The organism is Arthrobacter sp. LAR12-1-1.1, assembly GCF_040676555.1.
Taxonomy (GTDB): domain Bacteria; phylum Actinomycetota; class Actinomycetes; order Actinomycetales; family Micrococcaceae; genus Arthrobacter.
Genome location: NZ_JBEGIG010000012.1, coordinates 1 through 13,647 on the forward strand (window position 1 = coordinate 1; position 13,647 = coordinate 13,647).

Genomic DNA, 13,647 nt, shown 5'->3' on the forward strand with positions numbered 1-13,647 from the left:
CCGCAGCCTGGACCCCCTCCGCGGCGCACCACTGAAGCAGCCAGTCCAGCTCCTCGGCGGTGTCCGTGGCGAATTTGTTGACCGGCACAACCGGGATGATGCCGAACTTCTCGACGTTGCGGATGTGGCGCGGGAGATTGGCGACGCCGGCCCGCACGGCGCCCGCCCGGACGCCCCCGCCCAAGATGTAGGCCAGCCCACGTAAAGCGCCGCAAACGCGCGGATTCGCCGGAAAATCCCGGCGAATCCGCGCGTTTCCGGCGATTTCGCGTTTGCGGACCGGGGCGCAACGTGATCGAGTAGGAATATGACTGAACAGCCCGCACACCTGGACAACCAGCCGCTGAACGAACTCGAGGAGCAGCTTGCCCGGGGGGAGCAGCCGGACGCCAACCCGGTGGACGTGATCCTCGCCTTCCTCAACAACGAGGTCTACGTGGTCAGCTCCGACGCCCTGGAAGGCCCCGACTCGCAGGTGGAGCCGCTGGTCCTCGCGAACTCCTCCGGCAAGCCCGTCCTGGCCGTCTTCTCACACCCGAGCCGCGTCACCGAGCAGTATCTCGCCGCCGCCCCGAACGTGCTGGGCACGCAGGGCGCCGCGATCATCGGTAACCTCGGCGCAGAGCTCGGCATGGTGATCAACCCCGGGGCCGCCTACGGCTTTGAAATCGACCCGGAGGGCGTGGCCAACATCCGCCGCGACTTCAAGCCTACGGAGGAGCCCGCTGACGGAACCGCGGCCCAGCCCGCTGACGGGACCGTGGACCGGCCGGCGCAGAACGGCGACCCGGCCTAAGCCCGCGGTGGCGACGGCGGTATTCTTCGCGAATACCGCCGTCGCAGCTAGGCCAGCCGCACCGTGGGGGGAATAATGGCAGCATGCGTCTAGGCGTCCTCGACATCGGGTCCAACACTGTCCATTTGCTGCTGGTTGACGCCCATCCGGGCGCCCGTCCGGTCCCCTACGCCTCGCACAAGCGGCGGCTGTCGCTCGTGCAGTACCTCGACGACGACGGCAACATCAACGACGAGGGGCAGCATGAACTCGTCGAGTTTGTCCTTGAGGCGTGGGAATTCGCGGCCAAGCACAAAGCCGACGACCTCCTCGCGTTCTGCACCTCGGCCATCCGCGAGGCCACCAACGGTGCTGACGTCCTGGCCCGCGTCAAACATGAAACCACCGTCACCCTCCGTGAGCTCAGCGGCAGCGAGGAGGCATCCATGACGTTCTTCGCCGTCCGGCGCTGGTACGGCTGGGGCGCCGGGCCCATCCTGAACCTCGATATCGGCGGCGGCTCCTTCGAGATGGCCCTCGGCCAGGACGAGCTGCCCGAGCTGGCGATGTCCGTTCCGCTCGGCGCCAGCCGGCTGACGCGTGACTGGCTGCCCGAGAACCCGCCCTCGGCCAAGAGCATCAAGGAGCTGCGCCGCTACATCCGCTCCACACTCAAACCCGCGGTGCGTAAATTCGAGAAGCTGGGCCCGCCCAACCTGGTGGCGGGCACGTCCAAAACTTTCCGGTCCCTCGCCAGGATCGCCGGTGCCGCCCCGAGCGCCGCCGGACCCTACGTCAAGCGGGAGCTGCTGGCCCTCGACCTGGGGCTCTGGGCGCAGCGGATCTCGGCCATGGAGATAGGGGACAGGCTCCACCTGCCCGGCGTCTCCGAGGCCCGCGCGCCGCAGGTCCTCGCCGGCGCCCTCGTCGCGGAAGCCGCCCTTGAGATGTTCAAGTTCGACAGCATGGTGACCTGCCCGTGGGCCCTGCGTGAGGGACTCATCCTCCGCCGCCTGGACCAGTTGGTATTTGAGGGACCGGTCGATCCCGCGCCGCACGTGGCAGAGCAACCTCCGGCGCGGCTCTTGTCGCCGGAAAAAGCTTCCTGAAACCGCCCGGGCCGCGACTATGTCGATCCGCAGGGACCTCGATCGTGTAATTGCTGAGAGGCCGGCACGCCGCCGGCTGATTCGACAAGGAGGCACCCGAAATGACGCAGTACCTGCTCAGCATTTACCAACCGGACGGCCCTGCCCCGGACCCTGAGTTCCTCGAACCGATCATGCGTGACCTGGCGGCCCTGAACCATGAAATGCAGGCGGCCGGGGCCTGGGTGTTCGCCGCGGGACTCCACCCGGCAGAGTCCGCGACCGTCCTCCGGCCCAGTGACGGCGAGATCCTCGTGACCGACGGGCCATTCACCGAAGGCAAAGAGCATCTCGGCGGATTCACCGTGATCGAGGCCGAGGACCTTGACGCAGCCCTTGGCTGGGCACGGAAGCTGGCCGGCGCCAGCACACTTCCCGTTGAAGTCCGTCCCTTCCAGCACTAGCCGCCGGGCCGAGGGGGCTGCTGTGGGCGACACCGGCGCAACTGACGGCGCAACTGACGGCGCGACCGAGGCGGACATTGCCCGCGTGTTCCGGCTCGAATACGGCCGCGCCGTAGGTGTCCTGACGCGTACGTTCGGGAACATCGATATTGCCGAGGACGCCGTCCAGGATGCTTTTGCTGCGGCGCTCCAGCACTGGCCCTCGGCAGGCGTCCCGCCCAGCCCGGCCGGCTGGATCATCACGACGGCGCGGCACCGGGCGATCGACCGGCTGCGGAGGGAGGCCTCCCGGGAGGACAAGCATGCGCAGGCAGCCTGGCTGGCGGCGGCGCGGTCAGGGGCCGGACCTTCACCGGCTGCTGAAGAGCAGTTCCTGGCGGAACAGTCAGGAGTCGAGGACGTGGACGACGACACGTTGCGGCTGATTTTCACCTGCTGCCACCCCGCCCTGGCCAGATCTGCCCAAGTGGCGCTCACGTTGCGGCTTCTGGGTGGATTGACGACGGCGGAGATCGCCCGGGCCTTCCTGGTGCCGGAGGCGACCATGGCACAGCGGCTGGTCCGGGCGAAGGCGAAAATCCGGGATGCCAAAATCCCGTACCGTGTCCCGCAGGGAGCCGAACTGCCCGAACGGCTGCAACCGGTGCTTGCGGTCGTCTACCTGATCTTCAACGAGGGCTACACCGCCGGCCCCGCCGACAGCCCGGCCCGTGCGGAGCTCTGCACTGAAGCCATCCGGCTGGGCAGGCTGTTGGCGTCCCTCATGCCGGACGAGCCGGAAGCGGCGGGACTGCTGGCACTGATGCTGCTCATTGAGTCCCGCCGCGCTGCCCGGTTCGCCCCCGACGGCGGACTCGTGCTGCTCGCGGCCCAGGACCGGGGGCGCTGGGACAGCGCCGGGGCCGCCGAAGGCCAGGAGCTGGTGCGCCGCTGCCTGCGCCGGAACCGTCCTGGGCCGTATCAGCTCCAGGCGGCGATCAACGCCGTCCACAGCGTCGCCACGACCGCCGCGGAGACCGACTGGGCGCAAATCCTGCAGTTGTATGACCAGCTCCTGGCCGTCGCGCCCGGACCCGTCGTGGCGCTGAACCGCGCCGTCGCACTTGCCGAACTGCGCGGGCCGGTTGCCGCGCTGGCCGCGGTGGAGGGCCTGGGTCTGGAGAACTACTACCTCTTCCACGCCGTCCGCGCCGACTTCCTGGTGCGCCTGGACCGCTATCCGGAGGCCGCCGAAGGTTACAGGCGGGCCCTGGGGCTGGCCGGAAGCGCCGCGGAACGCCGGTTCCTCGAGGGCAAGCTCCGCAGCCCGGCGTTCGGCGGGGACGGAGCCGGTTAGAAGCGGGCCCACCCGGGCCTGATGCGGGCGGGTCAACGCCGGTTAAATGTGTAGCGCCGGGCGACTGGAGCAGGACTTGGGGGAACTCTGCTGCCAATCGCCCGGCGCACCGCCGGCTCCGGGGGAACCGACTATCATCACTCGCACCTGTTGAGGCACTTTCCAAGGTAATGGCCGATCTTGGGCGCACAGCGAGATTTCCCTGTGCGTTCGCTGGCAATCCCGGAGTCCCCGCTTTTTGGCCGGCTCCGGTGTGGGGCCTCTAAACGGCAAAGCACCGATTAAACGGCAAAGGCACCGGCGGTCCGCTGCGGGAAAAATGGGAAAATCCGCTGCAAACCACCGGTGCCGCGCAGGCATCCGCATGCCTGCTGCATCACTCGCACCCTCAATGAGGTAGCTCCAACGTTAGGGCCCGAAGTTGTGCAATGACTGCGGTAAAGGTGTGAGCTGGCTGGGAATCACGTCCGACTGCAATGATGGGGACATGAGCAACCGAATCGCATTCCTGGGCTGTGGGTCAATGAACGAGGCAATTCTGGGTGGGCTGATCGACGGCGGTGTCGACCCGGCCGATATCGTCGCTACCGTCCGCCGGGCCGAGCGCGCGGCCGAACTGGCCCAACGCCACCACGGGATCACGGCCATCGCGGGCGAAGAAGAGCCCGACAACAACAAGCAGGCCGCCACCGGCTCCGGCGTCGTCATCCTTGGCGTCAAGCCCGCGGGCATCGCCGATCTGGCGCGGGAAATCAGTGAGTCCCTTTCACCGGACACGATCGTCATCAGCGTCGCGGCCGCCGTGTCCCTGGCGCAGCTGGAGGCGGCGCTGCCGGCCGGCCAGCCCGTCATCCGCACAATGCCGAACACGCCGGCGAAGCTGGGCCGCGGCGTCGTCTCCGTCTCTCCCGGGACCAACTGCTCCGCCGGGCAGCTCCAGCGCGCCAAGGACATCCTCGCAGCCGCCGGCACGGTGGTGGAGATCCCCGAAGACCAGGTGGACGCCCTGTCCGCGATCAGCGGCTCGGGCCCGGCCTACGCCTTCTACCTGGCTGAGGCCATGGCAGAGGCCGGCGCGCAACTGGGCCTGGATCCGGAGCTGTCCCTGTTGCTGGCCCGCGAGACCGTCGCCGGGGCGGGCTTCATGCTGGCCGAGCCCGGCGCGGATCCTTCCGCGCTGCGCAAGGCGGTCACGAGCCCGAACGGCACCACGGAACGGGCCATTGCCACGTTTGACGAGCGGGGACTGCCGGCCATCATCGCTGACGGCGCCCGCGCGGCCGCTGCGCGCGCGGCCGAAATCACCCGGCAGCTCGCCTGAGCCTGCCCGGTCGTACACGCGCTTCCGGCGGGCACCAGGGCCACCGTGGTGGCTCCGGTCGCCGGTGGGCGCCGGTTGTGGCCTAGGGACGTGCGGCGAACCGTTCGAGCAGGTCCACGTGGCCCGAAACGATGAGCATGTCCCGCGAGGAAACCTTGGTTTCCGGCCGCGCATAAGTGAAGTCCTCACCCGGGGACTTCACGCCCACAATCGTGACGCCGTACTTGGAACGGACCTTGGACTCGTCCAGGGTGAAGCCCACGGTCTCCCGTGGCGGGTACATCTTGACGATCGCGAAGTCGTCGTCGAACTCGATGAAGTCCAGCATGCGCCCGGAGACCAGGTGCGCGGCGCGGACGCCAGCGTCCGCCTCCGGGTAGATGACGTGGTTGGCGCCGATCCGGGTCAGGATCTTGCCGTGCGAGGGCGTGATCGCCTTGACCCAGAGGTGTTCGATTCCGAGGTCCACGAGGTTCACCGTGATCAGCACCGAGGATTCGATCGAGGTGCCCACGCCCACGACGGCGGAACTGAATTCCTGGGCCCCGAGCTGGCGGAGGGCATCGATGTTGGTGGCGTCGGCTTCGACGACGTGCGTCAGGACACTCGCCCACTTCTGGACGAGGGTGCGGTCGCGCTCAATGGCCAGGACCTCCCGGCCCTGCTTGACCAGCTGCTCTGCGGTGGATGCGCCAAAACGGCCCAGCCCGATCACCAGCACGGGGGCGTTGTGGGCGGGGCGGTTGACGGCGCCTGAGGAACTAGCCAATGATCGGTCTCTCTTCCGGGTAGTGGTACAGCTGGCTGCGCTGGCGCAGGGCCAGGCCGGCGGCAAGGGTGACCGTCCCGACGCGCCCGGCAAACATGAGCAAGGCGAGGACGTAAACCCCCTCCGGCGGCAACTCTGCACTGAGGTTGGTGCTTAGGCCCACCGTGGCGAAGGCGGAAATGGTTTCAAACAGGACCCGGTCAAGGGAGGCATGGCTGATGTGCAGGAGCAGGAGGGCCGAGACAGAGACGAGGGTGGCGCCGGCGACGATCACCGAAATGGCCACGCGCATGGTGCCCTCAGGGATGGTGCGGCCATAGATCTTCACGTCCGCGTCGCCGCGGGCCTCGGCGGCGATCGCCAGGAACATCACGGCGATGGTCGTGACCTTGATGCCGCCGGCCGTGGAGGCGGAGCCGCCGCCGGCGAACATGAGGGCATCGGAGAGCAGCATGGTGGTCGACTCCATGTGGTTCTGGTCCACAAGGTTGAACCCGCCCGAGCGCAGCATGACTGAGGCAAACAGCGCATGCGTGATCTTGTCGCCGAGGTCCATGTCCCCGATGGTGCGCAGGTTGTCCCACTCCAGGAAGCCCCAGAGGACCGTACCGGCGGCGAGGAGGATGAAGGACACCTGGATGGTCAGCTTGGTGTGCAGGTTCCATTTCTTCCACCGCAGCCCGTTCTGGTGCAGCACCATGACCACGGGGAAACCCAGGCTGCCCAGGAACACCCCGAGCATGAGCGGGACGAGGATCCAGAGATCGGTTTCGTACGGGACGATCCCGTCCGAATGCGGCGTGAAGCCGGCGTTGTTGAAAGCCGAAATGGCGTAGAAGATGCCGTGCCACACAGATTGCGGGAAGCTCTCCCCGAGGATCAGGAAGCGGGGGATAAGAGCCAGCGCCAGGGCGCCCTCGATCACCACGGAGGTCACGATCACGATCCGCAGCAGCGTTCCGACTTCGCCGAGCCGGCCTGCATTCATGGCCTCCTGGGCGATCAGCTTGCCGCGGACACCGAGTCTCTTGCTGACCATGAGCGCCAGCAGCGACGCGAGGGTCAAGGTGCCCAAGCCGCCCACGAAAATGCCGAACAGAATCACGAGCTGGCCGAAGAAGGACCAGTGCACAGCCGTGGAGACCACGGTCAGGCCCGTGACGCAGACAGCGGACGCCGCAGTGAAGAACGCCTGATGCAGCGGTGTGACCTGTCCTGTCGCGGAAGCTAAGGGCAGCGAGAGCAAAGCGGTGAAGACCAGGATTACGACGCCGAACGCCGTAAGCGCCAGGCGGGCCGGCGAGCTGTTTGCGATGCTGTCAATGAAGTCGCGCAGGCGTGTGAAGATCCACAGGCCTTCCCGCTCCGGCATACCTGGCTGCCAGCTGGCGGGGCTCTTGGACCTCGACTGGCTTTGCGTCATGTTTTTCCTCGGTTGAAACTGCTTCCCCAAGTAGTAAACCACTAAACTCCCGTAATGGCCGGGGGAGCACCCGTGCACGCGCGGGAACCCGGGGACCGCTCCGGTAGCCTGTGATTGATGACATTCCTGCCCGGACTCACTCAGACCGCGCTGCCGACGACGGTGGTGTGGGCTCCTGCCATGACCGCCTACAACTTCGGCCACTCCCACCCGATGGCGCCGGAGCGCATGGAGCTCACAGCGAAGCTGGCCGGCAGTCTGGGACTGCTGGATCTGGACCACGTCACGGTGGCGGCACCGGACGTCGCCGCCGACGCGGAGCTGTGCGCGGTCCACAGCCCGGAGTTTGTGGCCGCCGTGCGGCGTGTGAGCGAAAACCCGGACACCCCCGACCACGCCAGGGGCCTGGGAACCGAGGATGATCCGGCCTTTGCGGGCATGCACGAAGCCAGCGCCCGGCTTGCCGGCGGCTCCCTGCTGGCGGCCGCTGCCATCCTGGACGGCAGCGCGGTGCGGGCCGTGAACTTCGGCGGCGGGATGCACCACGCCTCCAGGGACCGCGCGAGCGGTTTTTGCATCTACAACGACGCCGCCCTCGCGGTCCAGCGGTTGCTCGACGGCGGCGTCCAGCGCGTGGCCTACGTCGACGTCGATGCGCACCACGGCGACGGCACGCAGAGCATCTTCTGGGACGATCCGCGCGTGCTGACTATTTCGCTGCACGAGTCCGGGCTGACCCTCTTCCCGGGCACCGGGTTTGCCAACGAGATCGGCGGCCCGAACGCGCAAGGCAGCGCCGTGAACGTCGCCCTCCCGGCCGGCACCGCGGACGCGGGGTGGCTGCGGGCCTTCCACGCCGTCGTGCCCCAGCTCATTGGCGCGTTCGAGCCGGAAGTCATCGTCAGCCAGCACGGCTGCGACTCGCACCGGCTTGACCCGCTCGCCCACCTGAACATCAGCGTCGACGGCCAGCGCGAGGCCGCAACGGCCATCGGCAACCTCGCCGCGCGCTACTGCGACAACCGGTGGATTTCCACAGGCGGCGGCGGCTACAACGTCGTCAGCGTTGTGCCGCGGTCCTGGAGCCACCTCATAGCCATCGCGGCCGGCCGCCCGGTACCGCTGCGCACCCCGGTTCCGGAGGGCTGGCGAAACTATGTCAAAGACAAGTACGGGGCCAAGTTCGGTGTAGAGCCGCCCGAGGCGATGGGCGACGACGTCGACCTCTGGTGGCGGTCCTGGGAAGTCGGTTTCGACCCCAACGACGAGGTGGACCGCAGCGTCATGGCCACCCGCAAGGAAGTGTTTCCCCTGCACGGACTGGACCCCTGGTTCGACTAGGCCCGGGCCCGGGTGGAGGCCCCGGTTGGGGCCCGGTGCCAGGGAAGCAATTCGTGGATGCCATCTGGCGTATATGTCGCTAGTGTGGAGGACATGGTGACAGACGACGTATTTGCCGTCATTGCTGAGGCAACCAGGCGTGACATTCTGATAGCCCTCCGCAAGGGGGACAAAGCGGTGGGGGAACTGGTCCAGGAGCTTGAAGCAAGCCAGCCCACCATTTCCAAGCATCTCAAAGTCCTCCGCGAAGCGGACCTGGTGAGCATGCGCGCCCAGGGCCAGAAGCGGTACTACACGCTCAACCCCAAGCCGCTCGCCGGGATCGCCAGCTGGCTCCAGGCGTTCGACGTCGGCCCCGCTGCGACAGCGGACGCCGCCGCGCCCCTCCACCCCGAACCCAGTCCTGCCGCCGTCCCGGATGGCCTGGCCGCAGCGGCCGTCCCGCAGCCGGTCGCCGCGCAGCCCGCCGCAGCACTGGCGGCCCGTCCTGCCGGCAGCCCGCTGAGCCCCGCCGTCGTCATCCCGGTGGGAACGGCAGGGGAGGACAAGAGGCCCCAGCAGATCGGGCGGACCGTGGGCCGGGCCGCCACCAAGGCCGCCGACCTCCTGGCCAACCTGCCCAAGTTCGGCCGCAAGAAGTAACCCGGGCCGTTTGTGTCCTGCGCCACCCCGTTTTTGTCACAGGGGGCGCCCTCAGGTCCTCAAATAGAAATCCTTTCCGGCCCAGTGCAACCATGGAAAGGCTGGATTGTTGCGCCCGGAGAGGGGCGCCAAGGTTGAGGGAGTTGCAATGGACGCACGGCTTGAAGCCATCCGGGACACGGTGCTGGCACGGAATCCCGGCGAAAGGGAGTTCCACCAGGCAGTCATCGAGGTCTTCGAAAGCCTCGGACCGGTCCACGACCGCCACCCGGAGTTCCTTGAAGGGGCCGTCCTCGAGCGGCTCTGTGAGCCCGAACGGCAGATCATCTTCCGCGTGCCGTGGACGGACGACGCCGGCAGCTTCCAGATCAACCGCGGCTTCCGGGTGGAGTTCAATTCAGCGCTGGGCCCCTACAAGGGTGGCCTGCGATTCCACCCCTCGGTAAACCTTGGCATCATTAAGTTCCTCGGCTTCGAGCAGATCTTCAAGAATGCCCTGACCGGCATGCCGATCGGCGGCGGCAAGGGCGGCTCCGACTTCGACCCCCGCGGACGCTCGGACGCCGAAATCATGCGCTTCTGCCAGTCCTTCATGACGGAGCTGTACCGCCACATCGGCGAGTACACGGACGTCCCTGCCGGGGACATCGGAGTCGGCGGCCGCGAAATCGGCTACCTCTTCGGACAGTACAAGCGGATCACCAACCGCTACGAATCCGGCGTCCTCACCGGCAAAGGCATCTCCTGGGGCGGTTCGCTGGTGAGGCCCGAAGCCACGGGCTACGGCACCGTGATCTTTGCCGAAGAAATGCTCAAGACCCGCGGCCAGTCCTTCGACGGCCAGCGCGTGGTGGTCTCCGGCTCCGGCAATGTCGCCATCAACGCGATCGCCAAGGCCCAAGCGCTCGGCGCCACCGTTGTGGCCTGCTCCGATTCCTCCGGCTACATCGTGGACGAGGCCGGGATCGACGTCGCGCTGCTGCGCCAGATCAAGGAGGTCGAGCGCGGACGGCTCAAGGACTACGAAGCCCGGCGCTCCGCCGTCTCCTACGTGGAGGGCGGCTCAGTCTGGGACGTCGACGCGACGGTCGCGCTGCCGTGCGCCACGCAGAACGAACTCGACGGCGACGCCGCTGCCCGGCTGGTCCGCAACGGCCTGCTGGCGGTGGGCGAGGGCGCCAACATGCCCTCGACGCGTGACGCCGTCGCGGTCTTCCAGGAAGCCGGCATCCTGTTCGGCCCGGGCAAGGCCGCCAACGCGGGAGGTGTGACGACGTCCGCACTGGAAATGCAGCAGAACGCCAGCCGCGACTCCTGGTCGTTCGCGCACACCGAGGAACGCCTCACGGAGATCATGGTCGGAATCCACGACCGCTGCGCGGCCACCGCGGACGAGTACGGGGACCCTGGGAACTACGTGCTGGGCGCGAACATCGGCGGCTTCGTGAAGGTAGCCGACGCGATGCTCGCCCAGGGCCTCATCTAGGTCTGATCTTCCGGTTGCCCGTGTGCCGGGACAGCGGTGGCGGCAGTGTTCTTCGACAGACACTGCCGCCACCGTCATTTCCGCGGGCATATGTCGGACGGGCTACTGCCGGAGGATCCGCACGTGGTCCGGGGTGAGGTCCGCGATCCGGCTGACGCCCAGCAGGGCCATGGTGCGTTCCATGTCCTTCTCCAGGATTTGGAGGGCGCGGTCCACCCCGGCCCGTCCGCCGGCCATAAGCCCGTACAGGTAGGCGCGGCCGATCAGCGTGAAGTCGGCGCCGAGGGCGAGGGCGGCGATGATGTCCGCGCCGCTCATGATGCCGGTGTCCAGGATGATCGCGGCCTCGCTGCGGTCCGCCTTCAGCGCGGCAGCGACCTCGGGGAGCAGGTGGAACGGGATCGGTGCCCGGTCCAGCTGGCGGCCGCCGTGGTTGGAGAGCACAATCCCGTCCGCGCCGTGGTCCACCACCTTGCGGGCGTCGTCGACCGTCTGAATGCCCTTGACCACGAGCTTGCCCTTCCAGGTCTCGCGCAGCCAGTCGAGGTCGGCGTAGGTCAGGGTGGGGTCGAACATGGAGTTGATCAGGTCCGCGACCGTGCCCGTGTACCGGGACAGCGACGCGAAAGTCAGCGGCTCGTGGGTGAGGAAGTTGAACCACCACGCGGGCCGGTAGGACGCATCGAGCACGGTCTTGAGCGTCAGGGCGGGCGGGATGGTCATGCCGTTGCGGACGTCGCGGAGCCTGGCGCCGGCGACGGCGGTGTCCACCGTGACCATCAGGGTGTCGTTGCCCGCCGCGGCGGCACGCTGGATCAGTTCCAGCGACCGGTCCCGGTCCGTCCACAGGTACAGCTGGAACCAGTTGCGGCCCGTGGGTGCGGCGGCGGCCACGTCCTCGAGGGACGCCGTGCCCATGGTGGAGAGCGTGTATGGAATGCCGGCGGCTTCGGCGGCCTGGGAGCCGGCGTATTCGCCCTCGGACTGCATCATCCGGGTGAATCCTGTCGGCGCGATCCCGACCGGCAGGCGGGAAGGCCCGCCCAGGATGTCGGTGCTGAGGTCGATGCTGGAGACGTCACGCAGGACCCCGGGCCGGAACTCGATGTCCAGGAACGCCTGGCGTGCGCGGCGGAGGGAGATTTCGGCCTCGGCGGCGCCGTCGGTGTAGTCGAACGGTGCCTGGGGCGTGCGGCGCTTGGCCATGTCCCGCAGGTCCCAGATGGTGCTGGCACGGCGCAGCCTGGCGGCCCGGCTGAACTCCGGCTTCTTGAACTGCATCAGGGGAGCGAGGTCGGCGTATTTGGGCACACGGCGCTTCAACGCGGCAGGAAGCCCACGGGCGGCCGCTGCCGCTGCGCCTTGCCCGGACGAGGAGGCCCCGGGGTCCGTGGAAGTGGCCCCGGGAGTGATCGGAGCCTCGGGGCTGCCGGGCGGAACGGTCTGCGTCATGGCTGTCTCCATAGTGGGTCGGATGCTCGTGCTGGGGTTCCCTCACACTCTAGGTGGTGCCGGTGTGCGCCGAAATGACACTTCGCGGCAGTGTTGGCGCGGACGACTGCCGCGAACTGCACTCTCGGCGTCCCGGGGCGACGGGTCCGGCGAATTGTTACGCCCGGTGTTTGCCCCGGCCGCGGCTCCGGGGCTATGGTCGACGCTATGACTAACCGTTGGTATGCGTATTTTTCGTTGGCTCTGGAGGGGCCCGCGTCTAACTGACACGCATCCAACTTTCCTTCAGAGCCAACAGGGCAGAGATCATTCTCTGCCCTTCGCCATTTCTCCGGCGGGTTCTGATCAGGGCCCGCTCCGCATCCGGAACAGGACCCGAACATGAGCATCGAAGCAGCCCCCGGCACCCAGCACTCCACCTCGAACCTGCGCGTCAGCGAGTTCACCCCGCTGCCCACCCCGCAGGACCTCATGGCGGAACTGCCGCTGGAGCCCCGCCTGGCCGAGGTAGTTGGACGGGGCCGGGACGAGGTCCGGGCCATCATGGACGGTGTCGACGACCGGCTGCTCGTCATCGTGGGCCCCTGCTCCATCCACGATCCCAAGGCGGGGCTGGAATACGCCCGCCGGCTGGTCAGCCAGGCCGAGAAGCACCGCGAAGACCTGCTGATCGTCATGCGCACGTACTTCGAAAAGCCGCGCACCACGGTGGGCTGGAAGGGCCTGATCAACGACCCCCGGCTGGACGGCAGCCACGACATCGCCGCGGGCCTGCGCGCGGCCCGGGCCTTCCTGCGCCAGGTCACGGCCCTCGGCCTGCCCACCGCCACCGAGTTCCTTGAGCCCATCAGCCCCCAGTACGTCGCGGACCTGGTCGCCTGGGGCGCGATCGGCGCCCGCACCACGGAGAGCCAGATCCACCGCCAGCTGGCTTCCGGGCTGTCCATGCCGATCGGCTTCAAGAACGGGACCGACGGCGACCTCCAGGTGGCGCTGGATGCGTGCAGCGCCGCCGCTGCGGCCCAGGCGTTCCTCGGGATCGACGACGACGGCAGGGCCGCGCTTGTGGCCACCGCCGGCAACCCGGACACCCACGTCATCCTCCGCGGCGGACGCAAGGGACCCAACTACTCCGCCGCCGACGTTGAAGCGGCCTCCGCCAAACTCGCCGCGAAGCAGCTGAACCCCCGCCTGATCGTCGACGCCAGCCACGCCAACAGCGGCAAGAACCACCACCGCCAGGCCGAGGTCGCCCTCGAAATTGGTGCCCAGCTGGAAAGTCCCGGAGCCGCGGCCGGGGCCATCGCCGGCGTCATGCTGGAGAGCTTCCTGGTGGGCGGGGCGCAAAACCTAGAGGTCAACGCCGCCGTCACAACCGCAGGCAAAGCCGCAGGCAACGCTGGAGCCGCCGGCCGGGACGAGCTGGTCTACGGCCAGAGCGTCACGGATGCCTGCATGGACTGGGATGTGACGGCGTCGGTACTTGGCCAACTGGCCGCCTCGGCCCGCACGCGCCGGACGCGTGCCTGAGGGTTGGACAGGAGGGCGCG

Annotated in this window: 12 protein-coding genes and 1 pseudogene; 9 read left to right on the top strand and 4 right to left on the bottom strand. The window is 68.0% G+C overall.

Annotation, left to right across the window (positions count from 1 at the left end):
* Positions 1-160: pseudogene (locus MRBLAR12_RS08035) on the bottom strand (formate--tetrahydrofolate ligase); the annotation flags it as partial.
* Positions 161-307: 147 nt separating this feature from the next.
* Between MRBLAR12_RS08035 and MRBLAR12_RS08040 the strand changes: the two are divergent.
* The 5 genes from MRBLAR12_RS08040 (at position 308) to proC (ending at position 4,984) form a co-directional block, all read left to right on the top strand.
* Positions 308-796: an SseB family protein gene (locus MRBLAR12_RS08040; RefSeq protein ID WP_364744974.1), complete on the top strand. Its 489-nt coding sequence runs from the start codon at positions 308-310 to the stop codon at positions 794-796.
* An 83-nt stretch (positions 797-879) separates the two neighbouring features.
* Positions 880-1,884 (top strand): Ppx/GppA phosphatase family protein, encoded by a 1,005-nt coding sequence (locus tag MRBLAR12_RS08045; protein ID WP_364744977.1) that lies wholly within the window; start codon positions 880-882, stop codon positions 1,882-1,884.
* 101 nt (positions 1,885-1,985) lie between these two features.
* Positions 1,986-2,327 (top strand): YciI family protein, encoded by a 342-nt coding sequence (locus MRBLAR12_RS08050; RefSeq protein WP_364744980.1) that lies wholly within the window; start codon positions 1,986-1,988, stop codon positions 2,325-2,327.
* 22 nt (positions 2,328-2,349) lie between these two features.
* A complete protein-coding gene (locus MRBLAR12_RS08055; RefSeq protein WP_364744983.1) occupies positions 2,350-3,663 on the top strand; it encodes an RNA polymerase sigma factor in 1,314 nt (437 codons plus the stop codon).
* A gap of 487 nt (positions 3,664-4,150) precedes the next feature.
* Positions 4,151-4,984, top strand: coding sequence for a pyrroline-5-carboxylate reductase (proC, locus tag MRBLAR12_RS08060; RefSeq protein ID WP_229993722.1), 834 nt, complete (start codon positions 4,151-4,153; stop codon positions 4,982-4,984).
* An 82-nt stretch (positions 4,985-5,066) separates the two neighbouring features.
* On the opposite strand, the gene MRBLAR12_RS08065 is transcribed toward proC, so the two are convergent.
* Positions 5,067-5,705, bottom strand: a complete 639-nt coding sequence (locus MRBLAR12_RS08065) for a potassium channel family protein (protein WP_026266712.1) — start codon at positions 5,703-5,705, stop codon at positions 5,067-5,069.
* Positions 5,706-5,745: 40 nt separating this feature from the next.
* Positions 5,746-7,176: a TrkH family potassium uptake protein gene (locus tag MRBLAR12_RS08070; RefSeq protein ID WP_229993723.1), complete on the bottom strand. Its 1,431-nt coding sequence runs from the start codon at positions 7,174-7,176 to the stop codon at positions 5,746-5,748.
* Between the two features lie 117 nt (positions 7,177-7,293).
* Between MRBLAR12_RS08070 and MRBLAR12_RS08075 the strand changes: the two genes are divergently transcribed.
* The 3 genes from MRBLAR12_RS08075 (at position 7,294) to gdhA (ending at position 10,645) form a co-directional block, all read left to right on the top strand.
* Positions 7,294-8,517: an acetoin utilization protein AcuC gene (locus tag MRBLAR12_RS08075; protein ID WP_364744988.1), complete on the top strand. Its 1,224-nt coding sequence runs from the start codon at positions 7,294-7,296 to the stop codon at positions 8,515-8,517.
* 93 nt (positions 8,518-8,610) lie between these two features.
* Entirely contained in the window at positions 8,611-9,159 is a 549-nt protein-coding gene (locus MRBLAR12_RS08080) for an ArsR/SmtB family transcription factor (protein WP_364744991.1), read from the top strand.
* Positions 9,160-9,307: 148 nt separating this feature from the next.
* Positions 9,308-10,645: an NADP-specific glutamate dehydrogenase gene (gene gdhA, locus MRBLAR12_RS08085; protein ID WP_229993726.1), complete on the top strand. Its 1,338-nt coding sequence runs from the start codon at positions 9,308-9,310 to the stop codon at positions 10,643-10,645.
* Between the two features lie 102 nt (positions 10,646-10,747).
* On the opposite strand, the gene MRBLAR12_RS08090 is transcribed toward gdhA, so the two are convergent.
* Entirely contained in the window at positions 10,748-12,097 is a 1,350-nt protein-coding gene (locus MRBLAR12_RS08090) for an alpha-hydroxy acid oxidase (RefSeq protein WP_364744994.1), read from the bottom strand.
* A 381-nt stretch (positions 12,098-12,478) separates the two neighbouring features.
* Here MRBLAR12_RS08090 and MRBLAR12_RS08095 point away from each other — a divergent pair, with 381 nt between their 5' ends.
* Positions 12,479-13,627, top strand: a complete 1,149-nt coding sequence (locus MRBLAR12_RS08095; RefSeq protein ID WP_229993727.1) for a 3-deoxy-7-phosphoheptulonate synthase — start codon at positions 12,479-12,481, stop codon at positions 13,625-13,627.
* Positions 13,628-13,647 lie beyond the last annotated feature (20 nt).

Excerpts from the sequence above, each read along its gene's own strand:
- MRBLAR12_RS08075 (WP_364744988.1), top strand. The coding sequence starts at position 7,294 with ATGACATTCCTGCCCGGACTCACTCAGACCGCGCTGCCGACGACGGTG.
- proC (WP_229993722.1), top strand. The coding sequence starts at position 4,151 with ATGAGCAACCGAATCGCATTCCTGGGCTGTGGGTCAATGAACGAGGCA.
- MRBLAR12_RS08045 (WP_364744977.1), top strand. The coding sequence starts at position 880 with ATGCGTCTAGGCGTCCTCGACATCGGGTCCAACACTGTCCATTTGCTG.
- MRBLAR12_RS08080 (WP_364744991.1), top strand. The coding sequence starts at position 8,611 with ATGGTGACAGACGACGTATTTGCCGTCATTGCTGAGGCAACCAGGCGT.
- MRBLAR12_RS08070 (WP_229993723.1), bottom strand. The coding sequence starts at position 7,176 with ATGACGCAAAGCCAGTCGAGGTCCAAGAGCCCCGCCAGCTGGCAGCCA.
- MRBLAR12_RS08050 (WP_364744980.1), top strand. The coding sequence starts at position 1,986 with ATGACGCAGTACCTGCTCAGCATTTACCAACCGGACGGCCCTGCCCCG.
- MRBLAR12_RS08040 (WP_364744974.1), top strand. The coding sequence starts at position 308 with ATGACTGAACAGCCCGCACACCTGGACAACCAGCCGCTGAACGAACTC.
- gdhA (WP_229993726.1), top strand. The coding sequence starts at position 9,308 with ATGGACGCACGGCTTGAAGCCATCCGGGACACGGTGCTGGCACGGAAT.
- MRBLAR12_RS08095 (WP_229993727.1), top strand. The coding sequence starts at position 12,479 with ATGAGCATCGAAGCAGCCCCCGGCACCCAGCACTCCACCTCGAACCTG.
- MRBLAR12_RS08090 (WP_364744994.1), bottom strand. The coding sequence starts at position 12,097 with ATGACGCAGACCGTTCCGCCCGGCAGCCCCGAGGCTCCGATCACTCCC.